General features: G+C 69.5%; 19 protein-coding genes. 7 read left to right on the top strand and 12 right to left on the bottom strand.

From position 1 onward, the window contains the following. Positions 1-107: 107 nt before the first annotated feature. Positions 108-1,658, bottom strand: a complete 1,551-nt coding sequence (locus ASD66_RS19790; RefSeq protein WP_056891983.1) for an alkaline phosphatase D family protein — start codon at positions 1,656-1,658, stop codon at positions 108-110. A gap of 161 nt (positions 1,659-1,819) precedes the next feature. Between ASD66_RS19790 and ASD66_RS19785 the strand changes: the two genes are divergently transcribed. Beyond that, positions 1,820-2,305, top strand: coding sequence for a PGPGW domain-containing protein (locus ASD66_RS19785; RefSeq protein ID WP_056685607.1), 486 nt, complete (start codon positions 1,820-1,822; stop codon positions 2,303-2,305). A 106-nt stretch (positions 2,306-2,411) separates the two neighbouring features. Next, complete coding sequence (locus ASD66_RS19780; RefSeq protein ID WP_235530169.1) at positions 2,412-3,479, top strand: class I SAM-dependent methyltransferase; 1,068 nt, start codon at positions 2,412-2,414, stop codon at positions 3,477-3,479. Here the strand turns inward: ASD66_RS19780 and ASD66_RS19775 are convergent. Beyond that, on the bottom strand, positions 3,476-5,137 hold the full coding sequence (locus tag ASD66_RS19775) for a nuclease-related domain-containing DEAD/DEAH box helicase (protein ID WP_056891982.1): 1,662 nt from the start codon (positions 5,135-5,137) through the stop codon (positions 3,476-3,478). The genes ASD66_RS19780 and ASD66_RS19775 overlap by 4 nt on opposite strands. Before the next feature lie 109 nt (positions 5,138-5,246). On the opposite strand from ASD66_RS19775, the gene ASD66_RS19770 reads away from it, so the two are divergent. After that, positions 5,247-6,704, top strand: coding sequence for a hypothetical protein (locus tag ASD66_RS19770; RefSeq protein WP_156388806.1), 1,458 nt, complete (start codon positions 5,247-5,249; stop codon positions 6,702-6,704). Between the two features lie 21 nt (positions 6,705-6,725). Here the strand turns inward: ASD66_RS19770 and ASD66_RS25730 are convergent, their stop codons facing one another. The 4 genes from ASD66_RS25730 to ASD66_RS19750 form a co-directional block, all read right to left on the bottom strand. Continuing rightward, a complete protein-coding gene (locus tag ASD66_RS25730; protein WP_414858581.1) occupies positions 6,726-7,703 on the bottom strand; it encodes a DUF222 domain-containing protein in 978 nt (325 codons plus the stop codon). Between the two features lie 499 nt (positions 7,704-8,202). Then, a complete protein-coding gene (locus ASD66_RS19760) occupies positions 8,203-8,781 on the bottom strand; it encodes a 1-acyl-sn-glycerol-3-phosphate acyltransferase (RefSeq protein ID WP_056891979.1) in 579 nt (192 codons plus the stop codon). A gap of 54 nt (positions 8,782-8,835) precedes the next feature. Beyond that, a complete protein-coding gene (locus tag ASD66_RS24570) occupies positions 8,836-9,606 on the bottom strand; it encodes a hypothetical protein (protein WP_156388805.1) in 771 nt (256 codons plus the stop codon). A gap of 8 nt (positions 9,607-9,614) precedes the next feature. Further along, positions 9,615-10,202: a DUF6318 family protein gene (locus ASD66_RS19750; RefSeq protein ID WP_056891977.1), complete on the bottom strand. Its 588-nt coding sequence runs from the start codon at positions 10,200-10,202 to the stop codon at positions 9,615-9,617. A 152-nt stretch (positions 10,203-10,354) separates the two neighbouring features. On the opposite strand from ASD66_RS19750, the gene ASD66_RS19745 reads away from it, so the two are divergent. After that, positions 10,355-11,209: a matrixin family metalloprotease gene (locus tag ASD66_RS19745; RefSeq protein WP_156388804.1), complete on the top strand. Its 855-nt coding sequence runs from the start codon at positions 10,355-10,357 to the stop codon at positions 11,207-11,209. A 27-nt stretch (positions 11,210-11,236) separates the two neighbouring features. On the opposite strand, the gene ASD66_RS19740 is transcribed toward ASD66_RS19745, so the two are convergent. Continuing rightward, positions 11,237-11,704 carry a nuclease-related domain-containing protein gene (locus ASD66_RS19740; protein WP_056891975.1) on the bottom strand — a complete coding sequence of 156 codons (468 nt, stop codon included), beginning with the start codon at positions 11,702-11,704 and terminating at the stop codon, positions 11,237-11,239. Between the two features lie 269 nt (positions 11,705-11,973). Between ASD66_RS19740 and ASD66_RS19735 the strand changes: the two genes are divergently transcribed. Further along, positions 11,974-12,462, top strand: coding sequence for a hypothetical protein (locus ASD66_RS19735; RefSeq protein ID WP_056891974.1), 489 nt, complete (start codon positions 11,974-11,976; stop codon positions 12,460-12,462). 46 nt (positions 12,463-12,508) lie between these two features. Here the strand turns inward: ASD66_RS19735 and ASD66_RS19730 are convergent, their stop codons facing one another. The 4 genes from ASD66_RS19730 to ASD66_RS19715 form a co-directional block, all read right to left on the bottom strand. Then, positions 12,509-13,675 carry an NERD domain-containing protein gene (locus ASD66_RS19730; RefSeq protein WP_056891973.1) on the bottom strand — a complete coding sequence of 389 codons (1,167 nt, stop codon included), beginning with the start codon at positions 13,673-13,675 and terminating at the stop codon, positions 12,509-12,511. A gap of 69 nt (positions 13,676-13,744) precedes the next feature. After that, a complete protein-coding gene (locus ASD66_RS19725; protein ID WP_056891972.1) occupies positions 13,745-15,340 on the bottom strand; it encodes an HNH endonuclease signature motif containing protein in 1,596 nt (531 codons plus the stop codon). A gap of 144 nt (positions 15,341-15,484) precedes the next feature. After that, positions 15,485-16,696 (bottom strand): HupE/UreJ family protein, encoded by a 1,212-nt coding sequence (locus ASD66_RS19720; RefSeq protein ID WP_056891971.1) that lies wholly within the window; start codon positions 16,694-16,696, stop codon positions 15,485-15,487. Next, positions 16,693-20,229: a metallophosphoesterase gene (locus ASD66_RS19715; protein ID WP_056891970.1), complete on the bottom strand. Its 3,537-nt coding sequence runs from the start codon at positions 20,227-20,229 to the stop codon at positions 16,693-16,695. Before ASD66_RS19715 ends, ASD66_RS19720 begins: the two co-directional genes overlap by 4 nt. A gap of 203 nt (positions 20,230-20,432) precedes the next feature. Between ASD66_RS19715 and ASD66_RS19710 the strand changes: the two genes are divergently transcribed. Further along, entirely contained in the window at positions 20,433-22,595 is a 2,163-nt protein-coding gene (locus ASD66_RS19710) for an MMPL family transporter (protein ID WP_056891969.1), read from the top strand. A gap of 27 nt (positions 22,596-22,622) precedes the next feature. Further along, positions 22,623-23,594 carry a helix-turn-helix domain-containing protein gene (locus ASD66_RS19705; protein WP_056891968.1) on the top strand — a complete coding sequence of 324 codons (972 nt, stop codon included), beginning with the start codon at positions 22,623-22,625 and terminating at the stop codon, positions 23,592-23,594. A gap of 18 nt (positions 23,595-23,612) precedes the next feature. Here the strand turns inward: ASD66_RS19705 and ASD66_RS19700 are convergent, their stop codons facing one another. Beyond that, positions 23,613-25,985 (bottom strand): PA domain-containing protein, encoded by a 2,373-nt coding sequence (locus ASD66_RS19700; RefSeq protein ID WP_056891967.1) that lies wholly within the window; start codon positions 25,983-25,985, stop codon positions 23,613-23,615. Positions 25,986-25,997: the final 12 nt, after the last annotated feature.

Below are 25,997 nucleotides of genomic sequence, written 5' to 3'. Positions count from 1 at the left end.
CTCACATCGGACGTGGGGTGTCACACACGCATTTCCGTGGAGCGCCCGACGGTAGGTCCGACGGGACGAACGGTCGGTGCCTCAGCGCTCGTGGGCGGCCGGTGCGCTCAGGCCGGGTCGAGGTCCTTGCTCCACAGCACCGCGCCGGTGATGTCGCGCAGGCTCACCGTGAGCAGTCCGTCCCGGTCGATCTCGGCGTGGCCGAAGAACTGGTGACCGGCCCGCGGCGACTCGTTGGGAGTGTCGGCGTGGGCGGAGAACACCACCTCGGGTCCGAAGGTCGCGTCCATCTCGTTGGGCCCGAAGGTGCCGGCCGCGATCGGGCCTGCCACGAACTCCCAGAACGGGTCGAAGTCGGTGAACGCGGCCCGCGACGGGTCGTAGTGGTGGGCCGCGCAGTAGTGCACGTCGGCGGTGATCCAGACGACGTTCTTGATGCCGTGCCGCTTGAACGCGGAGAGCACCTCCGCGATCTCGAGCTCCTTGCCGAGTGGTGCGCCGGGATCGCGGTTCGAGAGGCTCTCCTGGTTCACCGGCCCGTCGGGGACGACGATCCCCAGCGGCAGGTCCGCGGAGATCACCTTCCAGGTCGCCTTCGAGCGGCGTACCTCCCTGATCAGCCAGTCGACCTGCTCCTCGCCGAGGATGCGGGTGCGCTCCTTCTCGAGGCCGGGGGTGTTCTCGTCCTTGAACGTGCGCATGTCGAGGCAGAACACGTCGAGCTGCGGGCCGCGTTCGACCTTGCGGTAGATGCGGGCCGGGGCGAAGCCGTGGTCGCGTCGGTGCGCCCGGGCATCCGCGATCGGCATGTACTCCTGCCAGGCCTGGCGTGCCCGCGCAGCGAGTACGTCGACGGAGCGTTCCTGCGTGTAGCGCGGGTCCTCGAGAACCTCGCCGGGCCACCAGTTGTTGGTCGTCTCGTGGTCGTCCCACTGCGCGATCACCGGCACGTCGGCGTACATCGCCCGCACGTTGTGGTCGAGCAGGTTGTAGTTGTGCCGGCCGCGGAACTCGGTGAGCGTCTCGGCGACCTTGCTGACCTCCTCGGTGACCAGGTTGCGCCAGACCTGACCATCGGGCTCGACCACCTCCGCGACCATCGGGCCGTCGGCGTAGATGGTGTCGCCGGCGTGGATGAAGAAGTCGGGCCGGGTCTCGTGCATCGCGCGGTAGCCGAGCAGTCCGCCGAGCTCCTCGTTGATCCCCCAGCCCTGGCCGCAGGTGTCGCCGGTCCACACGAAGCTCGTGCGCGCCGGGTGCACTGCCGCGGTCGAGAACCTCGCTGTCTGTCGCTCCCCGAGGTTGCCGTCGCCGTCCTCGAAGGCCAGCTCCACGGCGTACTCCCGGCCCGGCGCCAGCCCGTCCAGCGCGATCTTGGCGGTGAAGTCGGTCTCCGCGGTGGCCCAGGGCCCGCGCACCACGCGGGTGCTCCGGCCACTGACGACTCGCGCGACGAGGCGGCCCGGTCGGGAGGCCCGCGCCCACGTGACCGCGGACCGGGTGGTCACGTCGCCCGTCTGGACGCCGGAGGTGAGATCGATGCGGCCACGCACCAGGGCGGGCGACGCGAGGGCCGGGCCGGCGCCCAGTGCGACGACGCCTCCCGCGCCGACCTGGAGGAGCGTACGACGGTCGAGGTGCCTGCCCAGTTGAGTCATGGCCTCAGCCAAGCGTGACGGAATGGCCGTGGGGTGACGTGCAGGTGACAGGTTTGGCGGCGACGCGTTCGGGTCACAACAGCAGGCATGTCGCCGAGCCCACCCACCCGTTCGCCGCGTTCTGCCAGACACGGCTTGGCCCATCTGACAGGCTGCACCTCGTGACCTGGGGAGCCGCCGCGACGAAACGAATCCTGCTCGAGATCGTGGGCTGGACGCTGGTGCTTGCCGGCATCGCGGCCCTGGTCCTGCCCGGCCCCGGGCTGGTCCTCCTGTTCTGCGGACTCCTCGTGCTCTCGCAGCAATACGAATGGGCCGAGCGCCGCCTCGAGCCAGTCGAACGCCGGGCCATGCAGGCTGCTGCCGAGGGCGTCCGGACCTGGCCTCGCATCATCGGCTCGACACTGGGCGCGCTCTGGCTCGTCGGCATCGGCATCTACTGGATCGTCTCGCCGCCGGCACCGGACTGGTGGCCGGTCCCCGACCGCTGGTGGCTCTTCGGCGGCCTGGGCACCGGCATCACCCTGGTGCTCTCCGGAATCCTGGCCTTCGGCCTGCTGATCTACAGCTACCGCCGGTTCCGCGGACAGGTGATGAGCGGCATGACGGCCGAGCAGGCCGTCGCCAGCACCGAAGAGGACGATTGACAACTTCCCCGGATTTGGGGTCTCCCGGCAGGTCCCTGCCGACATAGCGTCGTGGTGTCCGGCGCAGGTGGACAGAGGGTGCACGCGCGTCCGGCTGGGAGAACATGTGAACACCGAAGAACTGGGCGACCGCCTCTTCGCGTCCTTGCTGGGCTGCCTGGACATCATGAGCGTGTACGTCGGCGACCGCTTCGGGCTCTACCGCCTGCTGCGGCCCGGCGCGCTGACCTCCCACGAGCTCGCGGCCGCGTCCGGGATGCATCCCCGCTACACGCAGGAGTGGCTGGAGCAGCAGTGCGTGGCCGGCTTCGTCGCGGTCGACGATGCGGGCGCGGATCCCGCCGTACGCCGCTACGGCCTGCCGCCCGGCCACGTGCCGGTCTTCGCCGACCCGGACAGCGAGGCCTACTTCACCGCGTTCGCCCGACTGGCGGCGGCGGCCGTGGCCCAGATGCCCGCCCTGCTCGAGGCCTACCGGACCGGAGGCGGTGTCGGGTGGGCCGAGTTCGGCGCCCAGATGCGCACCGCGCAGGCCGAGGGAAACCGGCCGCTCTACCTCCACTCGCTGGGCCGCGACTGGCTGCCGGCCGTACCGGAGATCCACGCCGCCCTCGGCCGCGGTGGCGCCGTGGCCGACATCGGGTGCGGCGAGGGGTGGTCCTCCATCGGGATGGCGTTGGCCTACCCGAAGGCCGTCGTCCACGGCTATGACGTCGACGAGGCCTCGGTCCTCGCGGCCACCGAGCACGCACGGTCGTACGGCGTCGACGGCCGGGTCACCTTCCACCACAGGGACCTGGTCTCCCAGCCCCTGGGCATGACCTACGACGTGGTGACCGCGTTCGAGTGCATCCACGACCTGCCTGATCCGGTCGCGGTCCTGGCTGCGGCCCGCGAGATCCTGGCGCCCGGCGGGACGGTGCTGGTCATGGACGAGCGGGTGCCCGAGGCGTTCAACGGGCCGGGCGACCCGGTCGAGCACCTGATGTACAACTTCTCGATGTTCGTCTGCCTGCCCGACAGCATGTCGCACACGAACTCGGTGGCGACCGGCACCGTGATGCGTCCGGCGACACTCGAGCGCTATGCGCGTGAGGCCGGGTTCAAGGGGGCCGAGGTGCTGCCGATCGAGAACGACATGTTCCGCTTCTACCGGCTACCGAGCGCCGACTAGACGAGCTGGACACCCAGTCGGCGGGCCACCGCGTCACCGCCGACCTCGCGGATCACCGCCGGGTCCCCGACGACCACCAGGGCGTCGGTGGCCCGCGACATCCCGACGTACAACCGCTCGCGGGCGCGCTCGCGCACCTCGGGTTCGTTGACGCAGAGCACGACCGCCTTCCGCTCGAGGCCCTTGCACCCCAGCACGTGGCCGTAGAAGACCTCGTCGGGGTCCCAGAAGGATCGCCAGTAGCCGTCCTGGTCGTGGAAGTCGGTGCGCTCGACCTGGATCGGGTGCCGCTTGCCGGTGGTCAGCAGCATGATGTTCGCCGGCTTCCAGCCCTCGTCGAGCATCTGGTCGACCACGTCGTCCGCAGTGCCGATCGAGTCGTCGGCACTGGCGGCCACGAAGCGCACGTCGGGCCCGTCTCCGCCGCTGGCGTACATGCGTGAGGGAGCCAGCGGGCCGAACGAGTCGTGGATCTGCCGGGTGTTGCGCAGGTTGTGGTCGAGCACCAGCGGCACCAGTTGCACGGGCGGCCGGCCGAACCTGGCGAAGATGCGCTGGTTCTCGTCGGAGTAGACGTAGAGCCCGCCCTCCTCCTCGTCGCGCAGCGCCTTGAGCACCGGGCGCCACCACGTGTCGGCGAAGTCCTGCGCCTCGTCGACGATGATCGCGTCGAACTTCGCACCGTCGTCAAGGCCCTCGGCGAGGTCGCCCATGAGCTGCGGAAGGTCGACCTCCCAGAAGTCGCTGTTGGTGCGGTCTCCTTCAGGGGCACCCCACTGCTTGCCGAAGTCGTGGAAGGTGCCCACGAATGCCGGCCGCTCCTTGCGGTTCCAGGTCGACACCTCGCGCTTGAGGTGCTCGGCGAGGCCGAGGGAGTAGCAGAGCACGGCGACCCGTTGTGCCTTGCGGTCGCCGCGTCCCCGGGTCAGCTGCTTGGCCTGCTGCAGGGCCAGCACGGTCTTGCCGCTGCCGGCGCCGCCGCGCACCTCGACCCGCTTGAGCAGCCGGGTCACCTGGAGGATCGAGGCCTGCTCCTGCGTCAGCCGGTCGACGGTGGCCGCACGGTCCTCGGCGTCCGCGTTGACGTCGTACGACGTGGGCAGCCGCCCGTTGAGGATGTCGACGATCGCCTCGATGTCGTCGTACGTCGGCGGGCGCTGCCCGTGCTGCATGTCGCGCGCGTTGATGCGCAGCCGCTCGACGAGCGTCTCCATCGCAGCCTTGCCGTGCAGCGCCCAGTGCGGCAGGTCCGGCACCTCGGCGTCGAGCTCGATGTCGGTGTACGGCGTGATCACACCATGGGCCCATGCGATCCGCTGCCGGCTTCCCCAACGCGGGTCGCGCTCGACGTACGTTCGCAGGGAGTACTTCGAGCCGCGGGCCTGGTCGACGGGGTGGATCTCGGCGGTGCGCCCGCGCCGGGTGATCCACCACTTGTCGTCCTCGCGCCAGACGCTGCCGCCCTTGATCTCGAGCACCAGCGCGCCGAGGTCGGGCATCAGCACCAGCAGGTCGATCTCGTGGTCCTTGGTCTCGTCGGTCAACCGCCGGTTGGCCACGAGGACGTCGTCGTCACCGAGCGTGTCGCGCAGCAGCTCCCACACCTGCTGCTCGGAGGTGGTGGTGAAGACGGGGCTCTCGGGGATCAGGCGGACCATGCCCCGCACCTTGCCACGGGCGCAACGCACCGGTGGGTGGATTGGCATTTCGGACCGGGGCTGTGGATAACTTCCGCGCCGTTCGAGCGATCCGACCTAGCCTCCCGGCATGCCAATTCTTCTCGGGATCGTGCTCGCTCTCTGTTGTCTCTCGGCCTGCTCGAACGACGGCTCCGATGGCTCCGACGGACCGCCCGCAACTGAGGGCTCCGGTGTGACCGGGCTGTTCGTCGAGGGGCACGTCGAGAGGGCCTGGACCACCAGGCTCCGGGCGATCGGTCAACCCGTGGTGGTCGGCCGGACTGCCGTCGTACTCACCAGGGCTCCCCGCCACAGGCTGGCCATCGTCGGGCTCGACACCGACAACGGACGACGCCTGTGGCGGCATCCGTTCCAGCCGAGCAACATCGCCACGGGCTACTACACGCGGCCCTTCGTGGGCACCTCGAAGTCCGGCCACAGGTTCGTCGTCTTCCAGCGGCCTGACGACGTCGCGAGGTCTGACCAGTGGGCCGAACCCCTGGTGGCGGTGGCTCCGCGCTCGGGCAGGGTGGTCCACTCGACGGAGCCCGTCGACGTCACCGACGCGGTCGACACGTGCCTCGACGGCGAGGACATGTGCGTGGCGATCGTGCGCGACGGCGGCTCCGAACGCGTGCGGTTCCGTCTCGACAAGGGCGGTCTTCGGCCTGCCCACGACGGCGTCACGATCGGGGCGCGCATGCTCGCCGACGGTGGGCTCTACTCGAGCGGCGGCACTCCCGAGAGCTTCGGACGAGCACACGCAGGCAAGGTGCAGTGGGTGCGCAGACTGGCCGGGACCTTCGGTGCGGCCCACACCAGCGACCAGGGTTGGAGCCTGGCGTACGACGAGAAGGCCGGTGTCTTCTGGGGCAGCGTCGGCAGGACGTACACCTCCGACGACATCGACAGCCTGTGGCGCAACCGGCGACCGCTCAGCCCTTCCGACACGGGGGTGGTCGGCTTCGACGCGGCCACCGGAGAGGTGCTGTGGCGTCGGAAGACAGCCGACAACTACTGCGGCACCCAGGCGGACGACGACCTGCCGGTCCGTTGCTTCCACCTCATGCGCTTCACGAAGTACGTTCCCGGCCAGTCGATCAGCGGGAAGGTCCGGCGCCTGCGCATGGAGGGCTTCGACGTGAAGACCGGCCGCACCACCTGGTCGGTGTCGGTCCGCGGCAAGGCTGCTGAGAACGCCAACGCCCAGAAGGGGCGAGTCGCGGGACGCATCACGAACCTGCATCTCAAGCAGGGTTGGCGAATCGTCTTCCTCACCGACGGCAGGACCCGGGCGGCCGAGCCGGGCGAGGTGTTCCTGTGCGCCGGCAAGGTGACGACCTACGCCTATCACCTCGACGACGACGCGTCCGGAGTCCGACGCACCGGGGACAACCTGCGCTCGACCTGCACCGTGCGTGGCAAGCGGGTCTCGGGGGTTCCGTCGGTCTCCGCACTCACGTCGGGCGCGGCGGAGAAGGCGCCGGGCGCCACCTGGCTGGTGGCCACTGCCCGTGGCGTGACCGCCTACCGCATCACGCAGTGAGGATGGACCTGGCGACTGCGCTCAGGCGGCGTCGTCGATGAGCTCGTACTCCTCGAGGAGATCGGTGGGGTCTTCTGGTTCGACCACGGTCAGATGTCTCGGTTCGAGTTCGGCCCAGCCGGGTAGTGGTGGTGCGGTGGAGACGTAGGTGTGCCCGGTCGGGGTGGTGGTGGTGACCTGATGTCGCCCGTCGGGTGGGTGGTGGCCATTGGCGGTCCAGCCGGGTGCTTGTTTGGCGTAGTTGCAGCCCTCGCACAGTCCTTGGAGGTCTTCCTCCACCGTCTGCCCGCCGTTGGCGATGCCGGTGGCGTGGTCGATGTGTCTGATGGGTGCGTCGCAGAACAGGGTGCGGCAGATGCCGCCGTCGCGGGTGCGGATGAGGGTGGCGAGTCCGTGGGGGACGGTCCGGGCCCGGGAGTCCATGGCGGTGAGGCCGCCGTGGGGTGAGGCGTAGACCTTGCGCAACCAGGTCTGGACGCCGGCGTCGAGTGCGGTGGCGACCAGGTGGCGGGCCAGGTCGGCGGGGATGGTGCCGTGCCCGTCGAGGTGCGCGGGGTCGTGACTGGTGCCGAGGAGGGTCTGGTCGGAGACGACGAGGTTGATCATCACCGGCACCGCCGGGGCCTGGGTCTTGCCGGTGACGCGTTCGACGAGGGTGTCGGCCATGATCTGTGCCCGGGAGCGTTCGTCGCCACCGGCGATCAGGGTGTCGGCGGCCTTCTTCAACGCCGCGTACACCTGCACGCCTTGTCCGACCGGCAGGTGCCCGGTGAGGTAGGTCATCGTGTCCGGTGCGGGGCGGATGGTGACCCGGCGGTCCTTCTCCGCCTTCGCCCGCCGGTGCGCGACCGAGGCGGGGTCGAGCTTCGCGGCGAGCTTGCGGGCCTGGTCACCGACCTGCTTCTCCGACAGCTTGGCCACCTTCTCGAGGTTGCCGGCGATCTCCTTGTCCACCTTCGCGCGGTCGTCGACCTCCAGGCACGCGGTCTCGCGTGCCATCNCCCGGGTGTGCGGCAACTCCTTGCGGAGCAGCTTCGCCAACCCGAGGTGACGTTTCCCGCGGTGCGGGGACTCCCGGCGGGCGAGGGCGAGTTGTTCGGGAATGCCGCGACCCTGGCGGCGCTTCCCGACCCCGGAGGCGGCGGCCTTGGCACACATCGACTCGTCGAAGTCGACCGAGAGCTCGGCCTGGGCCGCGGCGATGGCCGACTTGAGAGTTTCCAGTGCGCCGATCACGTCGATGCGGGCGTCGTCGTCGCCCACCGCCTCCGAGACGTTCAGCAGGGCCTGAGGTCCACGCGGTCACTGTCGAGGCGTCCAGCACCACTCCAGGGGCCGCGGTGGGCTCCTGGGGCGGGGTGACTTCCGACGCTTCGAACATGTGTTCGAGTCTATCGAGAATCGTCAACCCTGGCAAGGGATTCTCGACATCTGTGGACAAGAAGACCCAGTCCCCGCAAGGACAGTTCAGTGGCCCGCGCCACGGCCAGTCCAGAGGTCAGCTCTCGGGTGGCCCGGGTTCGTCGCGCAGCCGCGGTTCGACGCGTGACTCCGGGTTGAGGCCACGCTTGTCGGCGTAGAACGCACGGATCTTGTCCATGTCGCCGGCCACGTCATCGGTCATGTGCAACGTCGGACCGAAGCCGAGGGAGCGACTGGGTCCGTCGATGAAGCCGAACGACACCGGCAGTCCGGTCTGCCGGGCCAGTCGGTGGAACCCCGACTTCCAGTGGTCGGCGTGGCCCCGGGTGCCTTCGGCGGCGATGACGATGACGAACTTCTCGTCCTGCGCCGCCTCCTTCTCCAGCTCGGCGACCACCTCGGACGCGTTGGAGCGGTCGATGGCGATGCCACCGGTCGAACGCAGGAGCCAGCCGACGGGGCCCTTGAACAGCTCCTGCTTGACCAGGACGCGCGGCGACACCTCCTGCGACCACAGCAGCACGAGCATCGCCACCCAGTCCCAGTTCGACGTGTGGGGGGCTCCGACCATGATCCCGCCGGGCGGCACCACGCCGACCGTGCGCCAGCGGGTCACCTTCAACGCGGCCCTGGCGATGCTGCGGCGGACGATCATGCGGTGGTCTCCATGGCTGAACAGTAGGGCGTCACGGAGATGGATGCCTCGTCCCTACGGACCGTCGACCAGCGTCGGCTTGCCTTCGACCACGCGCAAGGGCACCGACGAGCCCTCGGAGGTGACCGTTCCGGACACGTCTCGCCACGGCCCTCCCCGCACCCGGAAGCGCGCCGAGTACGTCGTCGACACCTGAGGCTTCACGGTCACGTGCGCGTCGACGTACTCATGGCTGACGTAGGCGGTCATCGGCAGGCTCGCGTCGAACGCGACGCCCGGTCCGCTCGTCGTCTGGGTGGTGCCGTCGCCATGGGTCCAGGTGTACGACGTGGGCGTGATCTCCAGGTCGACCCGGATTCCGAGGAGCCGAACCGAGCGCACGAATGGCTTCGCGTCGGTGTGGAAGATCGTCTCGAAGTTCACGAGGGTCTTGCCACCCGGCGGCTGGATGACGATCGCCGGCTTCGGAAGAGTGATCCGCTGCAGTGCCCGCAGCACCATCACCTGTGTGATCTGCTGCTGTGGTGGCGCCTGGCACACGTCGCCCGTGTCGCCATCCGTGGCAACCGAGACGGATGCACACGCTGCACCATGAAGGGCCCACTTCATCAATTCTTCTGGTGTCGGCGCGCGCGTGGGGCAGGAGTTGGAAGTATCAGAAGTCTCCCCTCCAAGAGCGAACGCATCGAGAGTCGCCTCAGCGTGAACGACCTCGGATATCGCGCTCTTGTCGCACGGATCCCCGGCGGGTGAGCCTTGAGCATCAACAGCGACTGCGAGCGCGCACTGGCACATAGACATCACCGCCGCGATCACCGACGCCACCAGCCACCTCATCCTCCGTTGACCTCCAGCCAACCCACTGCCCATTCGCCCGAGTACTTGCGCAAATACAGGCGAAACCCTCGATAGCCCGGTGGCGTCGAGGAAAGAACTCGTCCCTGACGGTCAAGCTTCTTCTGGCGCGTCGCGTGGACCACGAGACCAATCATCCGAACGCTTGGTTGATCCGTATCCACAGCCTTCAAGGACGTGATCTTGTACTGGCCGCCCACCATGGACTTACCGTTCGCGTACCCCTCATCCACTGCCTCAACGCCACCGGAGCAAGGGGTGCATTTTTCTGAGTGCAGGGCCTTGAGGGGCTCGGTGTCGCCCGTCGCCTGGGCGTAGTTGACCATCGCGACCCAGTAGCGCGCGAAGGCCTGGGCAGCCTTGTCGCCTGAACCCTCTGCCGCAGCAGGCATCGTCGGCGCAGTGATCGGCTCAGGGGTGGTCGACTCGGAGGGCGAGGTGCTCGACGACGGCATCGTCACCGACGGGCTCGGCTCGTCCTTGGCGTTCGGCTCGTCGTCCGAGCACGCTGACAACGCCAACAACGGCAGGCACAGCGCCGCCGCAACCCAACGACGTACGACCATCGGCTCACCTTCCCGAGATTCAGCGCGACCCCAGAACCGTACGCAAATCGGACAACGGTTGGAAGTCCCAGCTCGCTGACCTGTGGACGAGCATGGGACCGGACTTGGCATTCTCTGGAGAAGGCTTGGGTCGATGACCGAGAATGCTCAACGTGACGAGGGATCCGGACGACCGCGCCCGGCGAGCGCGCGCCCGCGAGCTCGCCCGGCTCATGAAGGAGCTCGACGAGGCCGACCGCAGGGGCGGCCTCGGCACCTGGCCCCCGCCTGCTCGCCCCAGGCGGACGCACACCCGTCGGACCACGTTGCTGCTCTCCGGCACGATCACGCTGTTGGTGCTCAGCATCGTCGTCGCGCTCCATCCCGGACCTCAGGCCAGCGCGCTGCGCAGGGTCCTCGGCTTCGGCGATGAACGGATCCTGGCCGCCCCCGACGTCCCGGACACCGGCGGGTCGTACCAGTTCGTCGAGACGCAGCGCGACGGCAAGACGCCGGTCGGCTACGACCCCTGCAAGAAGATCGAGATCGAGATCAATCCCGAGGACGCACCCGACGGATACGAAGAACTCGTCGAGGACGCCGCCCGCCACACCTCCTCAGCCACCGGTCTGGCCTTCGACATCGTGGGCACCACCGACGACCGGCCGACCTTCGAGCCCAGCGTTCCGCGACGGGAACCGGTGCTCGTCGCCTGGGCCTCGGAGGACGAGGTCGAGGAGCTCGCCGACGACGTCGCCGGCGTTGCCGGGAGCCAACGCACGACGGTCGGCGGCCGGCTCTACTACGTGACCGGGCACGTCGTCCTCGACACCGAGGTGTTCGGCGACGAGGACGTCGACCGCGACCAGTTGCAGGCCGTCGTCGACCACGAGTTCGGGCACCTCGTCGGCCTGGCGCACGTCGACGATCCCTCCGAGCTGATGTACGCCGAGAGCGTCGGCGTCACCCGATTCGGACCGGGCGACCTGCGCGGGCTGGCCCTGATCGGCCGAGTCCCCTGCCAGTAGGGACGCTCCGCGCAGACCCGACACGACCTACCGGCTCCACCACCGACCCGATCGCATCGAACGGGGCACCGCGGACGGCGGAAGCGTGGTCGGCGAGCGATGTTCGTGCCTCGCCACCGTTGCCTCGTCCATGGTTTCCGGGAGCGACGCGAGCAGCGCGACGAGCTTCGACGGAGAGCAGACCAGGACGTCGTCGGCCCAGGCCTCGATCGGTTCGTCACGTTCGACGCAGACGACGGCGGTCGCCTCGACCCCACCCATCGCCTCGGCGACCGCCCTCGCGGCCTCGGCAGCATCACCGACGACCTTGTCGCGGGTGCGCCCGTTCTGGCGCAGCAGACCGTCCTGCACGTCGACCCGTCCCGACCACCCGACGCGACGGATCACGAAGACCCCGCCCGGACCGAAGACGACGTGATCGATGCTCGCCCTCGGGCGGCCCGGCCACGCGACGTCGTGCAGTGCGACCCATCCCTTCGAAAGCAGCGGCTGCATCACGGTTCCCGCCGTGGGTGCATCCTTCTTTTTCGCGCGCTCGCGCGTTCTTTCCCCTGTCATCCCCCACCTCCAATGACTTCTTCGAGGCTAGGACCGGCCGTCCTCGTCGTGTGCCGGAACGCCGAATTCCGCACAGGTATTGGGGTCTCGGTCTAGACCTCCGTCGTCGAATCCGGTGCCGCAACTGGTCTAGACAGGTGGGCCCGGTTGTCGGTGGCGCCGTGCAGAGTCCTCGACGTACAGACAGACAAACCGGGGGGTTTCACATGTGCAACACCGACTTCACCATGCCGCACGACAGCATCGAAGAGCTCGCGCCGACGGTCGGGCTCACGCAGCTCCAGTTCGCCGAGCTCTTCGGCGCCGACTGGTCGCAGTCATCGGGGCCCATGTCCCATGACTTCGACAGCGACCCGTCCGGCGGGTACGACGCGGAGGTGACGCCGTGGCACATCTCCGGCGAGCCGCCGCTGCTGATGATCCGGGTGTTCCACCACGGGGTCTTCCTGGCGGTGCCGCACGGATCCTGGTCCTCGGTGAGCCGGCTCGAATACCAGCCGAGCCATCAGGTCTACCTGCCCCGCGCGGACTTCGCGACCGGCAGGGCAGAGGCGGTCGTCTACACCCAGCGCCTGCGCCGCAAGCGGGCGATCAGGTACTGCACGTTCTGCCATCGGCCCACACCACCGGAGCTCCGGTTCGGCGACGACGTGTGCATGGGCTGCGCCTCGCGCTGGTACGCCGTCATCCACTGAGCGACCACGCACACAGCACTGCAGTGACCGACACGCTCGTCGACGATCACATCTCCCAGCGGTGCTGCCCACTCGTCGCGTCGACAGTGACGGTGACTGACTTCGCCTTCGCGTCCTCGGGTACGGCGACGACGACCCGGCCGGCCAGAGCCTTGCCGGGTTTGACCCGTGGTCTGCCGGGAAACACCGCTCCCCCGGCGGTCACCGAGAGTCGGGGATCGGCGTGGTAGATCCGGCCGTCCACCGTCGCGATCGAGATGTCCGGCACACGCTTCGCGATCCAGGGCGTCGATCCGGTGTTCTCGAACCTCACGCGTACGGCGACCAGGCGGCTTCCCTTGGCCGGCTTCACGCCACCGGCCCTGGCCATCTCGTCGACCGACCTGACCGTCACGGACAACTCCGGTCGTGCGCCGGTGCCTGGCACCTCGACAGCCTCGCCGACCTTCGTCACGTCGGGCGCCAACCCCTTGGTGAACAGGTCGACCACCGCCGTGCCCAACCCGGGCGCCGCGACGGCCAGCACCCCCAGGCACCCGAGAGCGACCGCGAACCTGACCAGCGCGGAACGCCTCCGGCGCCTCGACCGGCTGCGGAGTGCGACGCGTCGCCTCGGCGTACGCAGGCCGACACCGTTGGCAGCCTTCAGCTTCGTGGCCCGGGGCCCGGTCGCCGGCGGCAACGCGACGATCGCGTTCCTGGCGAAGCGGTCCACTGCCTCGCGATGCAGCGTCGGAGGTCGTGCGGCCAGCAGCTCTGCGACGTTGTCGGTGGAGCAGACCAGGACGTCGTCCACCCAGCCCTCGAGCGTGGTCTCGCCGGTGAAGCAGAGCACGCCCGTGACCGGCACTCCACCGAGCGCGGCCGAGACCGCGCGGGCCGCCTCCGCGACACCGTCCACCGCGCTCTCCCGGGAGCTGCCGTTCTGCCGGAGCACCCGGTCGCGTACGACGACCTCTCCCGACCAGTTCTTGCTGTCGATGACCAGGACGCCGCCCGGACCGATCGCGACATGGTCGATGTTGGCCCGCGGCCGGGCCGGCCAGGCGACGTCGTGGCGCACCACCCAGCCCTGCGCATGCAGCGGCTCGAGCGCCTCCGCCGTAGCCCGCTCGCCCTGCGCGCCGCGCTGGTAGCGCTCTCCCGCGCGTTTGTGGCGTGCGGCCTTCTCGAACTGCCGGCGTGCTTGGTCGCGCGCAGACTCCCCAGCCATCGCACCCCCGGTGCTTCGTTTCCAGGAGGCTAGAACGCATCAGCCCGGCGCGTGGCGAAATGCGAGAAGTCAGAACTCAGGCTCCGTCGAGCACTCGGGCGCGTGCGGGTCGGGGACTCCGACCCAGTCGCGGGGGTCGAGGTCGGTGGGGTCGTAGTCGGGATCGAGCCAGGGCCAACCACTGTTCTGGCTGGTCACCGCGATCCGTTGGTCGATCTGGTTCATGATCTGGTCTCGCCACCGCTGCCTCGGCGGATCACCAGGACCGGCGGGCGGATCGGGATCGTCCAGCGGCCCCGGGTCGTCCGGGGGCCGCGTGTGCAGGCATCCGTCGAAGTCACCACGGACGTCACCGGGCCGAGTCACCTCACTCGTGCCCGTGCCGTCGCGCAGGTAGCGGTGCCCATGCGGTGAGGTCCACAACCACGTGCCGACCTCCACAGCGTGATAGCCCCACCCGGTATGAGTCTTGAGACGGTGATGACGCCGACACAACGGCGCCAGATTGCAGGAACAGGTGCGCCCACCGGCCCCGTGCGCCACGACGTGGTCGCAGTCGCACGCCCGCGCCGGGCGGGTGCAGAACGGAAACACACAACACCCGTTGACCCCCGCAACCTGCGCCTTGAGCCGCTCAGGCACCTCGTAGGAACCCACCATCTCGTGATCAGCCAGGTCAACGACCGGGCGCACCGTCACCCGGGTGTCGCCGCGGCCGGCCCACTCGGCCACCATCGCCGCCGCCACCGGCTGGTCACCCCGCTCGAACCGACCCACCGGGCCGATCCCGTGCACCGCATCAGCGGAGAGGTGCATCACGATGGTCATCTGCTTGCGCCGCGGCCTCGGTGCCTCCTCGCCCTCCAACAAGGCCAACGCCCGGGCCGGATCAGCCAAGATGCCGACCGCCAACGCCCGGCGTACATCCAGCGGCTCCTCACAACCCCCGTCAGCCAACGCCCGGGCGAGGGCGGTGACCGTGTCGTTGAAGTCGTAGGCGTCCTTGAGATCCGCCGAGATCAAGATCGAGGCGACCCCACCGGCCGAGACACCCTCCAGGAGCCGCACCTGGCGCTGGTCCAGGGCCGCGGCCCGCTGCTTCTCCCGCTCCAACGGGTAGAGCTTCAACAACGCCTCGTCGAGCAGCCTCTCCAGCTTGATGAACCCGACCTTGTGCACGATCGGGTGCACGTGCTCGTCGACGAACACAGCCACGTCGTCGGGCTGCCCGATCGTGGTGGCAGCAACCCGACGGGCCCGCCAAGCAGTGACCTCCCCGGCCAGCAGGCGCGACCAGGTGCGCTCACAGCGGTGCCGCAACTCCAACGCCTCATGGATCAACCGCTCACCCGCCGACGTCGACAACCCGAGGGCCGCAGCGAACTCCGCGACCGCCGCCCAGTGCACCAGCGGCAGGCACTCGGCCGCCTCCTCACCGAACGCCGCCTCCGCCACCACCTCGGTGGGGTGCGTGTCGGCCCACTGCACCGCACGGACCAACAGCACCCGCTCCGCCTCATCGGCCAGCCCTCGCGCCCGCACCGCATCGGCCAGCACCGCACCCGCACCCCCGTCGCCGGGCAACGCCTGCGAGAGCGCGCCCGACAGCGCGCTCGACCCGTGACCGGCGGTGGCCGGGAACGGGGTGTCGAAGGTGGTGGTCATGGCAGCAATTCTTCCCGAGACCANAACTATTTCCGCAGGTCAGACCCACAATTGCCGTCCCACAGGCTTCTGTGGAGAACCCACTCCCAACACCCCCTCACGTCACACCAGACCCAGGTTCTCCACACTCGATCCACAGGCTCGTCATGCCCCGAGCCACGGCAGCGCGCCGGCGACATGGTCGCCCGTCACCGGGAGCCGCTGGATCACCCAGAAGCTGCCGACCAGGATCACCGCCACGGCCATGCCCGTGAGCACCGGCCGCTCGAGTTTCGTACGCCGCAGCGCGAGGATCACCGGGAACGCAAGCAGGATCAGGCCCACCTGGGCCACTTCGATCCCGACGTTGAAGGCGAGCAGCGACCACACCAGCTCCCACGAGCCGGGCTCGTCGATGCCCAGCGCCGACGCGAAGCCGAGCCCGTGGAGCAGGCCGAAGCCGAACGCCACAGGCAGTTGCCAACGGCTGTGTGGTCTCGACACTTCGGCCTGGCGCCCCGGCTGGCTCGACCACCGAGAGGACACGAGACCGAGCACTGCCACGACGACGATGGACAGGGCGATGACGGGTTCGACGAGCGCGGGCGACACGGTCACCAGGCCCAACGACCCGAGGGCGAACGTCACGCTGTGGGCGACGGTGAACGCCGTCGCGGCCAGCAGGACCTCCCGCCAGCCGCGCACCCCCAGCAGCAACGCCAGGAGGAACAACAGGTGGTCCGGTCCGAGCCGCAGGTGCTCGGCACCGAGCTTGCCGAACTCCCACAGATGCCCTGCCCTGCTTGACGATGACGGGGTCACCGAACCTTCGGGCGCATCGGTCACGTCGAGCTGCGGGTTGCCCGGGTCGAGCGTGACCGCGCCGGTGTGACCGTCGACGTCATAGGTGAGCACGGTCTTCGTGCTGTGCACGAAGTTCTCCTCGTCGGGAAACAACGAGGAGTAGAACGCATGCCGCGCCTCACTGGAGGTCGGGCACGCGTAGTCGATCGACAACCGCACGAAGGCGCGGTCGTTCCGCGAGGTGATCGAACCCGTTCCGTCGGTGCGACCTACGCACCGCTGGTCACCGTTGGCGACCTGGAACCGCTCGACCACATAGGTGGAGACGGCCTCGAAGTTCTTGCCCAGCTGGCGTTCCTGCTCCGCCCGGTCCGTCGCGCGGTAGGCGTCGGCGTACAACCAGGCCGACTTCATCAGCAGGTCGTACTCGAGATCGAGCACCACCCGCACGTCGGAGCCGGAGCCGGTGACGTCGGCGTACGCCGTGGAGGTGGCGTCGTGCGCCACCGCCGGCGAGGTGAAGAGCCACCCCGCCAGCGGTGCCAGCAGCAGGAGCAGGAGGAGACGCCTCATTCGGCCAGGAACTCCAACCCTGCAAGGGCCTTCGACGGACGACCCTTGGCGTCGGCCGTGGCGAACACCTGCGGCCGTGAGGTGTTCACACCGCCACCGGACGAGGTCGACGTGACGATCCAGGCGTACGCCGTGTCGGGGCGCAGGCCCTGCCACGTCACCGAGGCGACCTGGCCGGAGGGCACCGTGACCTCACCGACCACCTTGGTCGGCGAGTAGAGCCCCAGCGACTCGGTGGAGAAGCTGGTCGTGCGCGAGCCCAGCTCGACCGGCAGCACCATCGTGTCCTCGCGGCCGTCGTAGCGCTTGAGCGGATCGAACTCGGTGGCGCCGAAGTCGTCGAGCAGCGGCGAGTAGGTGTCCACCGACATCTCGCCGCGGTCGACGTCGAACTGCAGCATCCGGAAGTAGCTCGCCCCGAACCGCAGGCCCTGGTCGGGCTGGTAGCCGCCGATCTCGTCCAGGCCGAGCATCGACGCCGGAGTCTCGTAGAACTGGTAGTCGGCCAGCAGCTCGACCACGTTGTTGCCGACCACGCCGACGTCGGGCTTCACGTTGGTGGCCACACCGTGCTCGTGGCCCGCGAGGATCAGGAAGACGTTGGGGTTGTCGAGCACCAGCGTGTTGTAGAGCAGCGAACCGTCGGGCGCGGAGAACGTGCCGTCACGACCGTCCGGCTTGGTCGACGGCTTCAGGTAGTCGTGCGAGAGCAGGATCGCGTTGCGGTCCGCATAGCGCTTGAAGACGGCGTCGGCCCACTCGGCCTCCTCGCGCGTCACGCCGTACGACAGCCCGACCACCACGAAGTCCTGGCCACCGGCGGAGAACAGGTCGAAGTGGTTCTGGTTGTCGCCGGCCTTCCACGGGCCGCCGTACGACCCGTTCTTCCAGCGGGTCGCGGACTCCTCGTAGCGGCCGGGACCGTAGTACTGGTTGTAGATCGCCTCCGGCCCGTCCTCGCGGCCGGACTGGTTGTCGTGGTTGCCGGCGATGACACCGTTCGCGACTCCCGCGTCGTCGAGCACCTTCTGGTGCTCGGAGGAGACCTCGAACTCGCCGACCACCTGCTGCTCCATCTCCTCCGTCGCCGGCGGGCGGATGTTGTTCTCGATGATGTCGCCGGTGTGCGCGACGTACGCGATCTTGCGGGCGTCGGCGTTGTCACGGATCCAGCGCGCGACGTCGCCGTACGCCTTCGACCAGACCGCGCGCTCCTCGGCAGTCTCCTGCTCGACGGCGCCCTCGGAGAGGTACTGCGTGTCGGTGTAGTGGACCATCGAGAAGTCGTACGTCGACGGGTCGTCGAAGCCGGTCCGGTCCGTGGCGTCGAGGTCGTCGGCGAACGGGTCCTCGCCGGTGACCATCACGTGCACGGTCTTGCCGTCGACGTACTGACGGCCGACACCGGCGTTGAGCAGCGTGTTGCCGTCGACCGCGCCGCGTGCGGAGTCGAGCGGGTCCCACGTGCGGGTGAGCAGGTTCCAGGCGCGCAGGGTCACGACGCGGGTCGGGTCGGTGACGCCCTCCCAGCGCAGGACCGGTGCCTCACGGGTGGAGTTCACCTGCACGTCGAAGCGCTGGTAGGAGACGTCGCCGCTGGCCACCGAGTCGAGCGCGCCGTTGTTGCCGGGCTCGAGCACCCGGGTGTCGCCGACGTTCTTCTCGCCCGGCACCTTCAGGGTCGTGGGCACCTGCGGCGCCTCGCCCTGCCAACCGCTACGGGGCGTGAGGATCTCGGCGGCGGAGAACGTCGCGTTCACCTCGCCGCCGTCGGGCTCGGCGACGCGGGCCTTGAGGTCGACCGTCGTGCCGAGGTCGTTGTCGCCCGAGGTGGGCGAGAGGTCCTTCGCGTCGTCGGGGATGCCGGCCGAGGTGAACACGACCGTGCGGTCTGCCTTGTTGCCCAGCGAGTCCGTCGCGGTCAGCGCGATGGTGTGCTCGCCCGCGGAGAGGCCGGGGCCGACCAGGTCACCGGCCGCGACCGGCTTGCCGTCGAGCGTGACCGCCGGGTCGCCGAGCACGCCGGAGTCGTCGGACAGCTCGAGGGACAGCGGCACCGAGGTGGTGATCTTCTTCCCTGCCTCGGGGGTGCTGCCGGTGATCTCGGGGGCGGTGTTGTCGGTGACCAGGGTGCGGGTGGCCGCCTCGCCCGTGCTCGAGGTCGCGCGCACCGTGTGCGTGCCGTCGTCGACCGTGGTGGTGTCGAGGTCGGCGCGCACGCCCTGTGCCGCGGCGCCGTCGATCTGGAACTTCAGCACGGCCTCGCGCGGCCTGGTGCTCGAGCCGCAGTTGCCGTCGCCGAGGTCGTACTTCGGTTGTACGCCGACCGCCGTCGCCGTACCCGTCGCGGGAGCCAGCGAGATCGACGAGATGGTGAAGTCGTCGCGGTTGTCGCCACACGTGCCCGGGTAGGTGCCGGTGACGAAGCGGATCACGTTCTCCCCCGGCTGCAGCCACTCGTTGGGGATCACCAGCGGCACCGCCTGGCTGACCCAGTCGCCGCCGACGTCGACCGGTATGCCGTTGACCGTCAGGTAGTTCTTGTAGCGGGCCTCGATCGAGTTCGTGCCGACGGTGAAGGTGAAGGTGGCGTCGCCGGAGCCGAGCGTCGGCGTCGTGGGCAGCGCCCGTCCGTCGACGGTGAGCGTGTCGACCGACGTGTCGCCACCGACAGGCAGGTTGGCGAACACCTGCTGGGTGCCGCGGGTCAGGTGACCGTCCTGCGGCGTGATGTCCGGAGCACCGGCGGGCGCGTTGTTCACCGTCACCGTGTGCGTCACCGACTCGCCGGTGAGGGTCGTGGCGGTGATCTCATGGCTGCCGTTGTCCAGCTCAGTCGTGTCGAGCTCGGTCTCGAGGCCGGTGGAGGCCTTGGGGTCCCCGGTGATGAAGAAGCTGAGGCTGGCCTCCTTCACCCGAGCCGTGTTGGTGCCGCAGGAGCCGTCGCCGAGCGAGTAGTTCCACTCGTTCTCCTCGCCGTTCGCGCTCTCGCCGAGCAGCTCGAGGCGCACGTTGGAGAGGTCGTAGTCGTCGTAGTTCATGCCGCACGACGTCTCGATCGCACCGACCTTCAGCTCGACGGTGTTCTCCCCGGTCTTCAACCAGGTGTTGGGAATCGGCTCGCGCACCGTCTCGCTGACGTGGTCGCCGAGGTCGATGCTGTGCTCCCCGTTGATCACCAGCTTGCTGCCGTAGCGCGCCTCGATCGAGTTGTCGGCCACCTCGAAGGTCAGCATCGAGTCGCCGTACGTCGTCTCGGCGTCGAGCTCCTCGCCGTCGACGGCGAGCGAGGTGACGTCGTCCTCGGCAGCGGTCGGCGTGCTGGCGACCTTCTGGGTGCCGGCGAGATAGGCGCCGTCCTTCGGGGTCAGGGTCGGGGCTGCGCCGACCTCGGGCGGGGTCGGGTCGGCATGGGCCGTGGACAGCAGGCCCAGCGACGGGGCGGCACTGGTCAGCGGAACGGCGACCAGGGCGAGGGCGAGGGAGAGACCTGCGAATTTCGAGAGTGACCGGCTGGACGCGATCGTGCGCATCGGGCATCAATCTTCCGAGTGAGGGATGATGCCGCCGACGCTTTCGTCAGTTGGTGAACACAAGGGATCAACCGCGCGAACCGTGGATTCTTGTTGCGCGAACCTGCAGTCGTTGCGCCTCGAACCGGCAGTTCTTGCGGTTCCTCCCGCCACCGGCGAAATTGGTTGGCTGACCCACCTGTCTTCCGGCTAGCGTTTGCGCCATGTTCGGTGCTCTCGGTCGACTCGTGTCGCGTCATCCCTGGTATGTCATCGCCACGTGGGTGGTGATCGCGATCGTGGTGGTGCTCACCGCGCCGGCACTGACCTCCACCACCGACGAGTCGGAGTTCCTGCCCGACCACTACGAGTCGATCAAGGCCGCCAACCTGCAACAGGAGGCCTTCCCTACCGCCACCACACCCGGCGCGATCCTGGTCTTCGAGCGCAAGGACGGCGCCAAGCTGACCGATGCCGACGTCGCCGACGTGACCACGATCGGCAAGGAGCTCGGCCCGAAGCTCGGCGAGAAGACCTTCGTCAAGCAGGTGGCCACGGTCGGCGCCGACGGCAAGCCCTCGGTGTCGGCCGACGGACAGATCGCGATCGGCTTCATCGGGCTGGCCGACAAGGCCAACGGCTTCGACACCCAGGCGATGGACGACGCCAAGAAGATGCGCGACGACCTCGAGCCGCTCACCAAGGGCACCGACCTCGAGGTGAAGAGCACCGGCGCGGCCGCGCAGAGCCTCGACTCCCAGGAGTCGAGCGAGTCGACGATGGCCATCGTCGGCATCGCCACCGTGGTGCTGATCGTGCTCCTGCTGGCGATCATCTTCCGCAGCGTGATCATCTGCCTGATGCCGATCGTGGTGGTCACGGTCGTGTCGTTGATCGCCACCGGACTGATCGGTGCCGCGAACGAGGCCTTCGACCTCAAGGCCGACTCCTCGATCCAGGTGATCCTGATCGTGGTGCTCTACGGCATCGGCACCGACTACATCCTGTTCTTCCTGTTCCGCTATCGCGAACGACTGCGGCAGGGCGACGAGACCCGATCGTCGGTGGTGCACGCGCTCGAGCGCGCCGGTGAGGCGATCGCGTCGGCCGGTGGCGCCGTCATCGTGGCGTTCCTGGCGCTGCTGCTCAGCTCGTTGAGCATCTTCCGCTCGATCGGCCCGGCGCTGGCCATCGCGGTGGCGGTCACCCTGGTCGCCGCCCTGACCCTGGTGCCTGCCGTGGTCACGGTCCTCGGGCGCTCCCTGTTCTGGCCGTCGAAGAAGTGGCGCAAGGAGCCCGAGGCGGCCCACTTCGGCAGCGTCGGCAAGGCCCTCGGTCGCCGGCCCGGTGTGTTCGCCGCCGCCTCCGGACTGGTGCTGGCCGCGCTCGCGGTTTTCGGCCTCCAGTTCAACCCCAGCTTCGACTTCAACTCCAGCCTGCCCAAGGGCGTGGAGTCGACCGAGGCGATCAACACCTTCCAGGACCACTTCGCCGCCGGTGCCAGCGACCCCGTCCCGGTGCTGGTGACCAGCAAGGACGGCGGAGCCCTCGACCCGGCCGCGGCCGACGCGGTCGGCGCTGCGCTGAAGGACGCCGAGGGCGTCGACCAGGTGCAGGGCCCGCAGCTGTCGAAGGACAAGGCCACCGCGCAGTTCTCTGTGATCCTCGACCACGACCCCGCCTCCGACGAGGCGCTGGCCGACGTGAAGGGTCCGATCCGTACGGCGGTCCACGACGCCGCACCCGAGGGCACTTCGGCGTACGTCGGCGGCACGCCCTCGGTCTTCGCCGACCTGCAGAAGGCGATGGCGCGCGACTACTCCGTGGTGTTCCCGGTCGCCGCCCTGGTGATCATGCTGATCCTGGCGATGCTGCTCCGGAGCCTCGTCGCGCCGTGGTACCTCATGCTGGCCGTGGGACTGGGCTTCGGCGCCACCCTGGGGGCGACGGTGATCGTGTTTCAGCACATCCAGGGCGAGCCCGGCCTGATCTTCATGCTGCCGATCTACATCTATCTGTTCGTGACCGCACTGGGCACCGACTACAACATCTTGATGGTGGCGCGACTACGCGAGGAGGCCCGCGAGGGCCGCAACCCGCGCGATGCCGCGGCCGAGGCGGTCCGGCACGCAGGTCCGACGATCGCCGCGGCCGGCGTGATCCTGGCCGGCACGTTCGCCTCCCTCATGCTCGGCGGGAACTCGCTGATCGTGTCGATGGGCTTCGCGCTGTCGTTCGGCATCTTCGTCGCTGCCTTCGTGATGGCGATGTTCTTCACGCCGGCGCTGACCGCCCTGGTCGGGCACGCCGCATGGTGGCCGGGCCACGGCGACGAGAAGCGCGAGGAGACCGTCGCACCCCGCGAGGAGGTCGCGGCCCGGGACTGAACGGTCCCGAGGTGCGACCATGACGAGATGCTCGAGTCGATTGGTGTCCCACCGGACGACGAGGCGCTCTACCGCGAGTTGCTCTCCCGGAGTGAGGCGTCGCTCGACGAACTGTCACGGGCACTCGACCGCGGGAGGTCGAGCGTCCAGGGCTCGCTGACCCGACTCGAGGGCCTGGGCCTCGTGCACCGGCTGCCCGGTCGTCCGCTGCGGATGCGGGCGGCCCGCCCGGACGTCGCGATCGACGTGCTGGTCAGCAGGCGCCAGGAGGAGCTGGCCCGCGCCCAGTTGGCGGCCCGCGACCTGCTCTCGGTGATGCCGGCGCAGGAGCGCCACCGTCCCGAGGACATCGTCGAGGTGGTGGTCGGGCGGGAGGCGATCGCGTCTCGCTTCGAGCAGGTGCTCACCGGCACCCGCGAGGAGCTGCTCGTGCTCGACCGGCCGCCGTACGTCGCGGACGCGCAGAGCTCCGACTCCTCGGTCCGCTCACTGTTGCGCGACGAGGTGACGGTGCGCGGCATCTATGCGCCCGAGGCCCTCGAGCTGCCCGGTGCTCTCGAGGCTGCCCAGGACGCGGCCCGGGCCGGCGAGCTGTCACGGGTGCACGCCGACGTGCCGATGAAGCTGGCCATCGGGGACCGGACCGTGGCGATCCTGCCGGTCGGCGTGGACGAGGCGGTCGAGGCCGCCCTGTGCATCCGTCCCTCTGCCCTGCTCGACGCACTCGTCCAGCACTTCGACCTGCTCTGGGACCAGGCCACCCCGCTCATCGCGCCCGAGGCCGACCCCCACGTGAGCGACCGGCAGCTCGCCGCGCTCCTGGCCTCGGGCTCCAAGGACGACGTGCTGGCCCGCCACCTCGGCACCAGTACCCGCACCCTGAGCCGGCGGATCTCCGAGCTGATGAACCGTCTGCACGTGCGCACCCGCTTCCAGGCCGGCGTGCAGGCGGTGCGCCTGGGCTGGCTGCCCGACGACGACCGCCCGCCGCCGGGCTGAGCCGGTCAGCCCGGGCCGTCAGCGCGCGACGTACCAGGCTCGGACGATCGTCTGGTCCAGCGTGGAGCCCGCGGTGTCGGCCGCGTGCAGCCGGAGCGAGACGTGGCCGGTGCCGCGTGGCAGCTCGACGTGCCAGCGTCCACCAGCACGCCCGGTCGCCCGGGCCGCGCGCCACGTGCGCCCGTCGTCGTACGACGCCTCGACGGTGAGGTCGCTGATCGGCGACGCCGCCGCGCCCGGCGCGTGGGCCAGCCGGACGTCGAACCCGACCGGTCGGGGACCGCGGGCGAGCACCCGGTTGCGCAGGTCGACATCGACGTCGTAGTCGGCCAGGATCACCGGCTGCGTCACGACCTCACCGGCCGGAACGGTCGTCGACGCGAACGTCCAGACCGACTCGGTGTGCGTGGAGAGCTCGGCCCACGGCTGCGGGTTGTCGGCGACGAACGACACCTCGACCCGTGAGTCACCCGCCGGCAGCACGGCGACTCCGGAGGGCAGGTTGTCGGTCTCCCCCACGAGCTCGCCGTCCGCACGGATCTGCAGCAGTGTGCTCATCCCGCTGTTGGTGGAGTACGACGTGCCGTGGTTGCCGTCGGCGTCGACGAAACCGTCGATCGCCACCCGCATCTGGTCGCCGGAGCGCTCCATGGGCCGGAACGTGCTCGGGGCCGCGGTGACCGGCGCCGTGCCGACCGGCTTGGTGGTGCGCCCGGCCGACTCGTAGGCGACCAGGTCCGGGTCACTGAGCGTCATCGGCAGCACCGGAGGGTGCGGGAAGAGCGCGTTGTACGTCGTCTGAGGCGTCACCGTCGCGTAGGTCCACCGGGTGTCCGGGTCGGGCACGCGGTGTTCGACGCGGTTCCGGGCACCGCCGCGGAACGGGTACATCGTCGAGATCGAGAAGGTGTCCTCGGGCTGGTACTGGTAGGCCGCCTCGGAGAACGTCGAGTCGACCGTCGGCTGCCCGTGGATCTCGCGCACCTGGGCGGCCAGGTCACGGTCCCGGAACACATGGGTGAGCTCCTTCGGGATGCTGCCCTGCTCCTTGAGCACGAGGTCGTAGAGGTAGGGACTGGCGGTCTCGCCGCGCACTTCGACCCGCCCACGTGCCGCCTTCAACGCCTCGCCCTCCGCACGGTCCAGTCGCAGCGTCGGCACCTGCAGCTTGGTGCCGGTGCCGTTGGGGTCGTCGTTGTCGCCCGGCCCGTCGTTGTGCACGACGACCAGCGCCGCACCCGCCACGGCGGCCGCGTTGGACTGCTCGGCGACGGAGAGGTCGTCCGTGCGCTCGGCGACCGCGATCGCCCCGCGCAGGTTCTTGCCGGCCAGGTCCGCCGGGGTGGCGTGGCCGACGTCGACGACGCGCAGGCGGTCGTGGCCGTCGTACATCGGGAAGTCGGTGATCACGTCGGAGAACCACACCTGGTCGTAGTACTCCGGGTGCAGCGCGCGGCCGGCCACCGTCAGCTCGATGTCGGGCGCCTCGAGGCGCAACCGGGTCAGGGTCTCGAGCGCGCCGTTGCGCACCGGTGCCGCGGCCTCCATGAAGAACTGCTGGTCGAGCATGGCGGAAGGCCGGTACTGCCGGACGATCTTCCTCCCGTTCGCCGCGGTCCGTGAGTAGCCGACCTGCATCGCGCCGTCCGCATTGACCTTGGTGCGGTGGTCGGGGGTGCGGACCTCGACCGGCCGCGCCCGGCGGGCATCGAAGGTGAAGTCACGCGACGCCTCGACCGCCACCTCCGGATCACCGACGAGCGACACGTTCTGCACCGTCCGCTCGCGCGCCGTGCCGGGGCGGGCGGCCGGCATCGTGTTCACGAACGCCATCACCGAGTAGGTGCCGGGCGGGACCAGCACGCAGGAGCTGTCCTCGAACGACTTGGTGCTGCAGGCCGCGTCAGGATCACCGGGGATCCGGCGCACAGCCTGGGTGGCGCCGGTGACCACGTCGTAGACGGTCACGTCGGCGCTGGCGGCGCGACCGTCGCGGGCGATGGCGTCGAGGTTGAGCTCGACCAGGTCGGCTGCGGTCGCCCGCGTCGTGGTCGGTGCGGTGCCGTCGACCAGGGTCGGCTCACCCGAGCCGTCCGTGGCCCGCAACGTGGTGCCGTGGTCGTCGGTGCTGACCAGCAGCCCCGGCGTCGTGCCGTCCTGGCTGCGCAACGGCTCGATGACCTGCCGACCGTCCTGGCCGAGCGGGGTCAGTCGGACCCGGTCGCCCTGACCGAGCCCGACGACGGCGCTGCGGGACGCGGGTCCGGTGAGCCGGTCGGAGCCCGCCACACCCGAGGCGCCGCTGGCACCCGAGAGTGGAAGCTGGCCGGCAGCGGACAGGGCGGCGCAGAGGGCCGCGACGCCGATCAGTCGAGGCGTACGTCGGTTCATGGGGACTCCCGG

The sequence above is a fragment of the Nocardioides sp. Root151 genome (assembly GCF_001427925.1).
Lineage (GTDB): Bacteria > Actinomycetota > Actinomycetes > Propionibacteriales > Nocardioidaceae > Nocardioides.
This window is presented reverse-complemented; position numbering and strand designations above follow the sequence as displayed.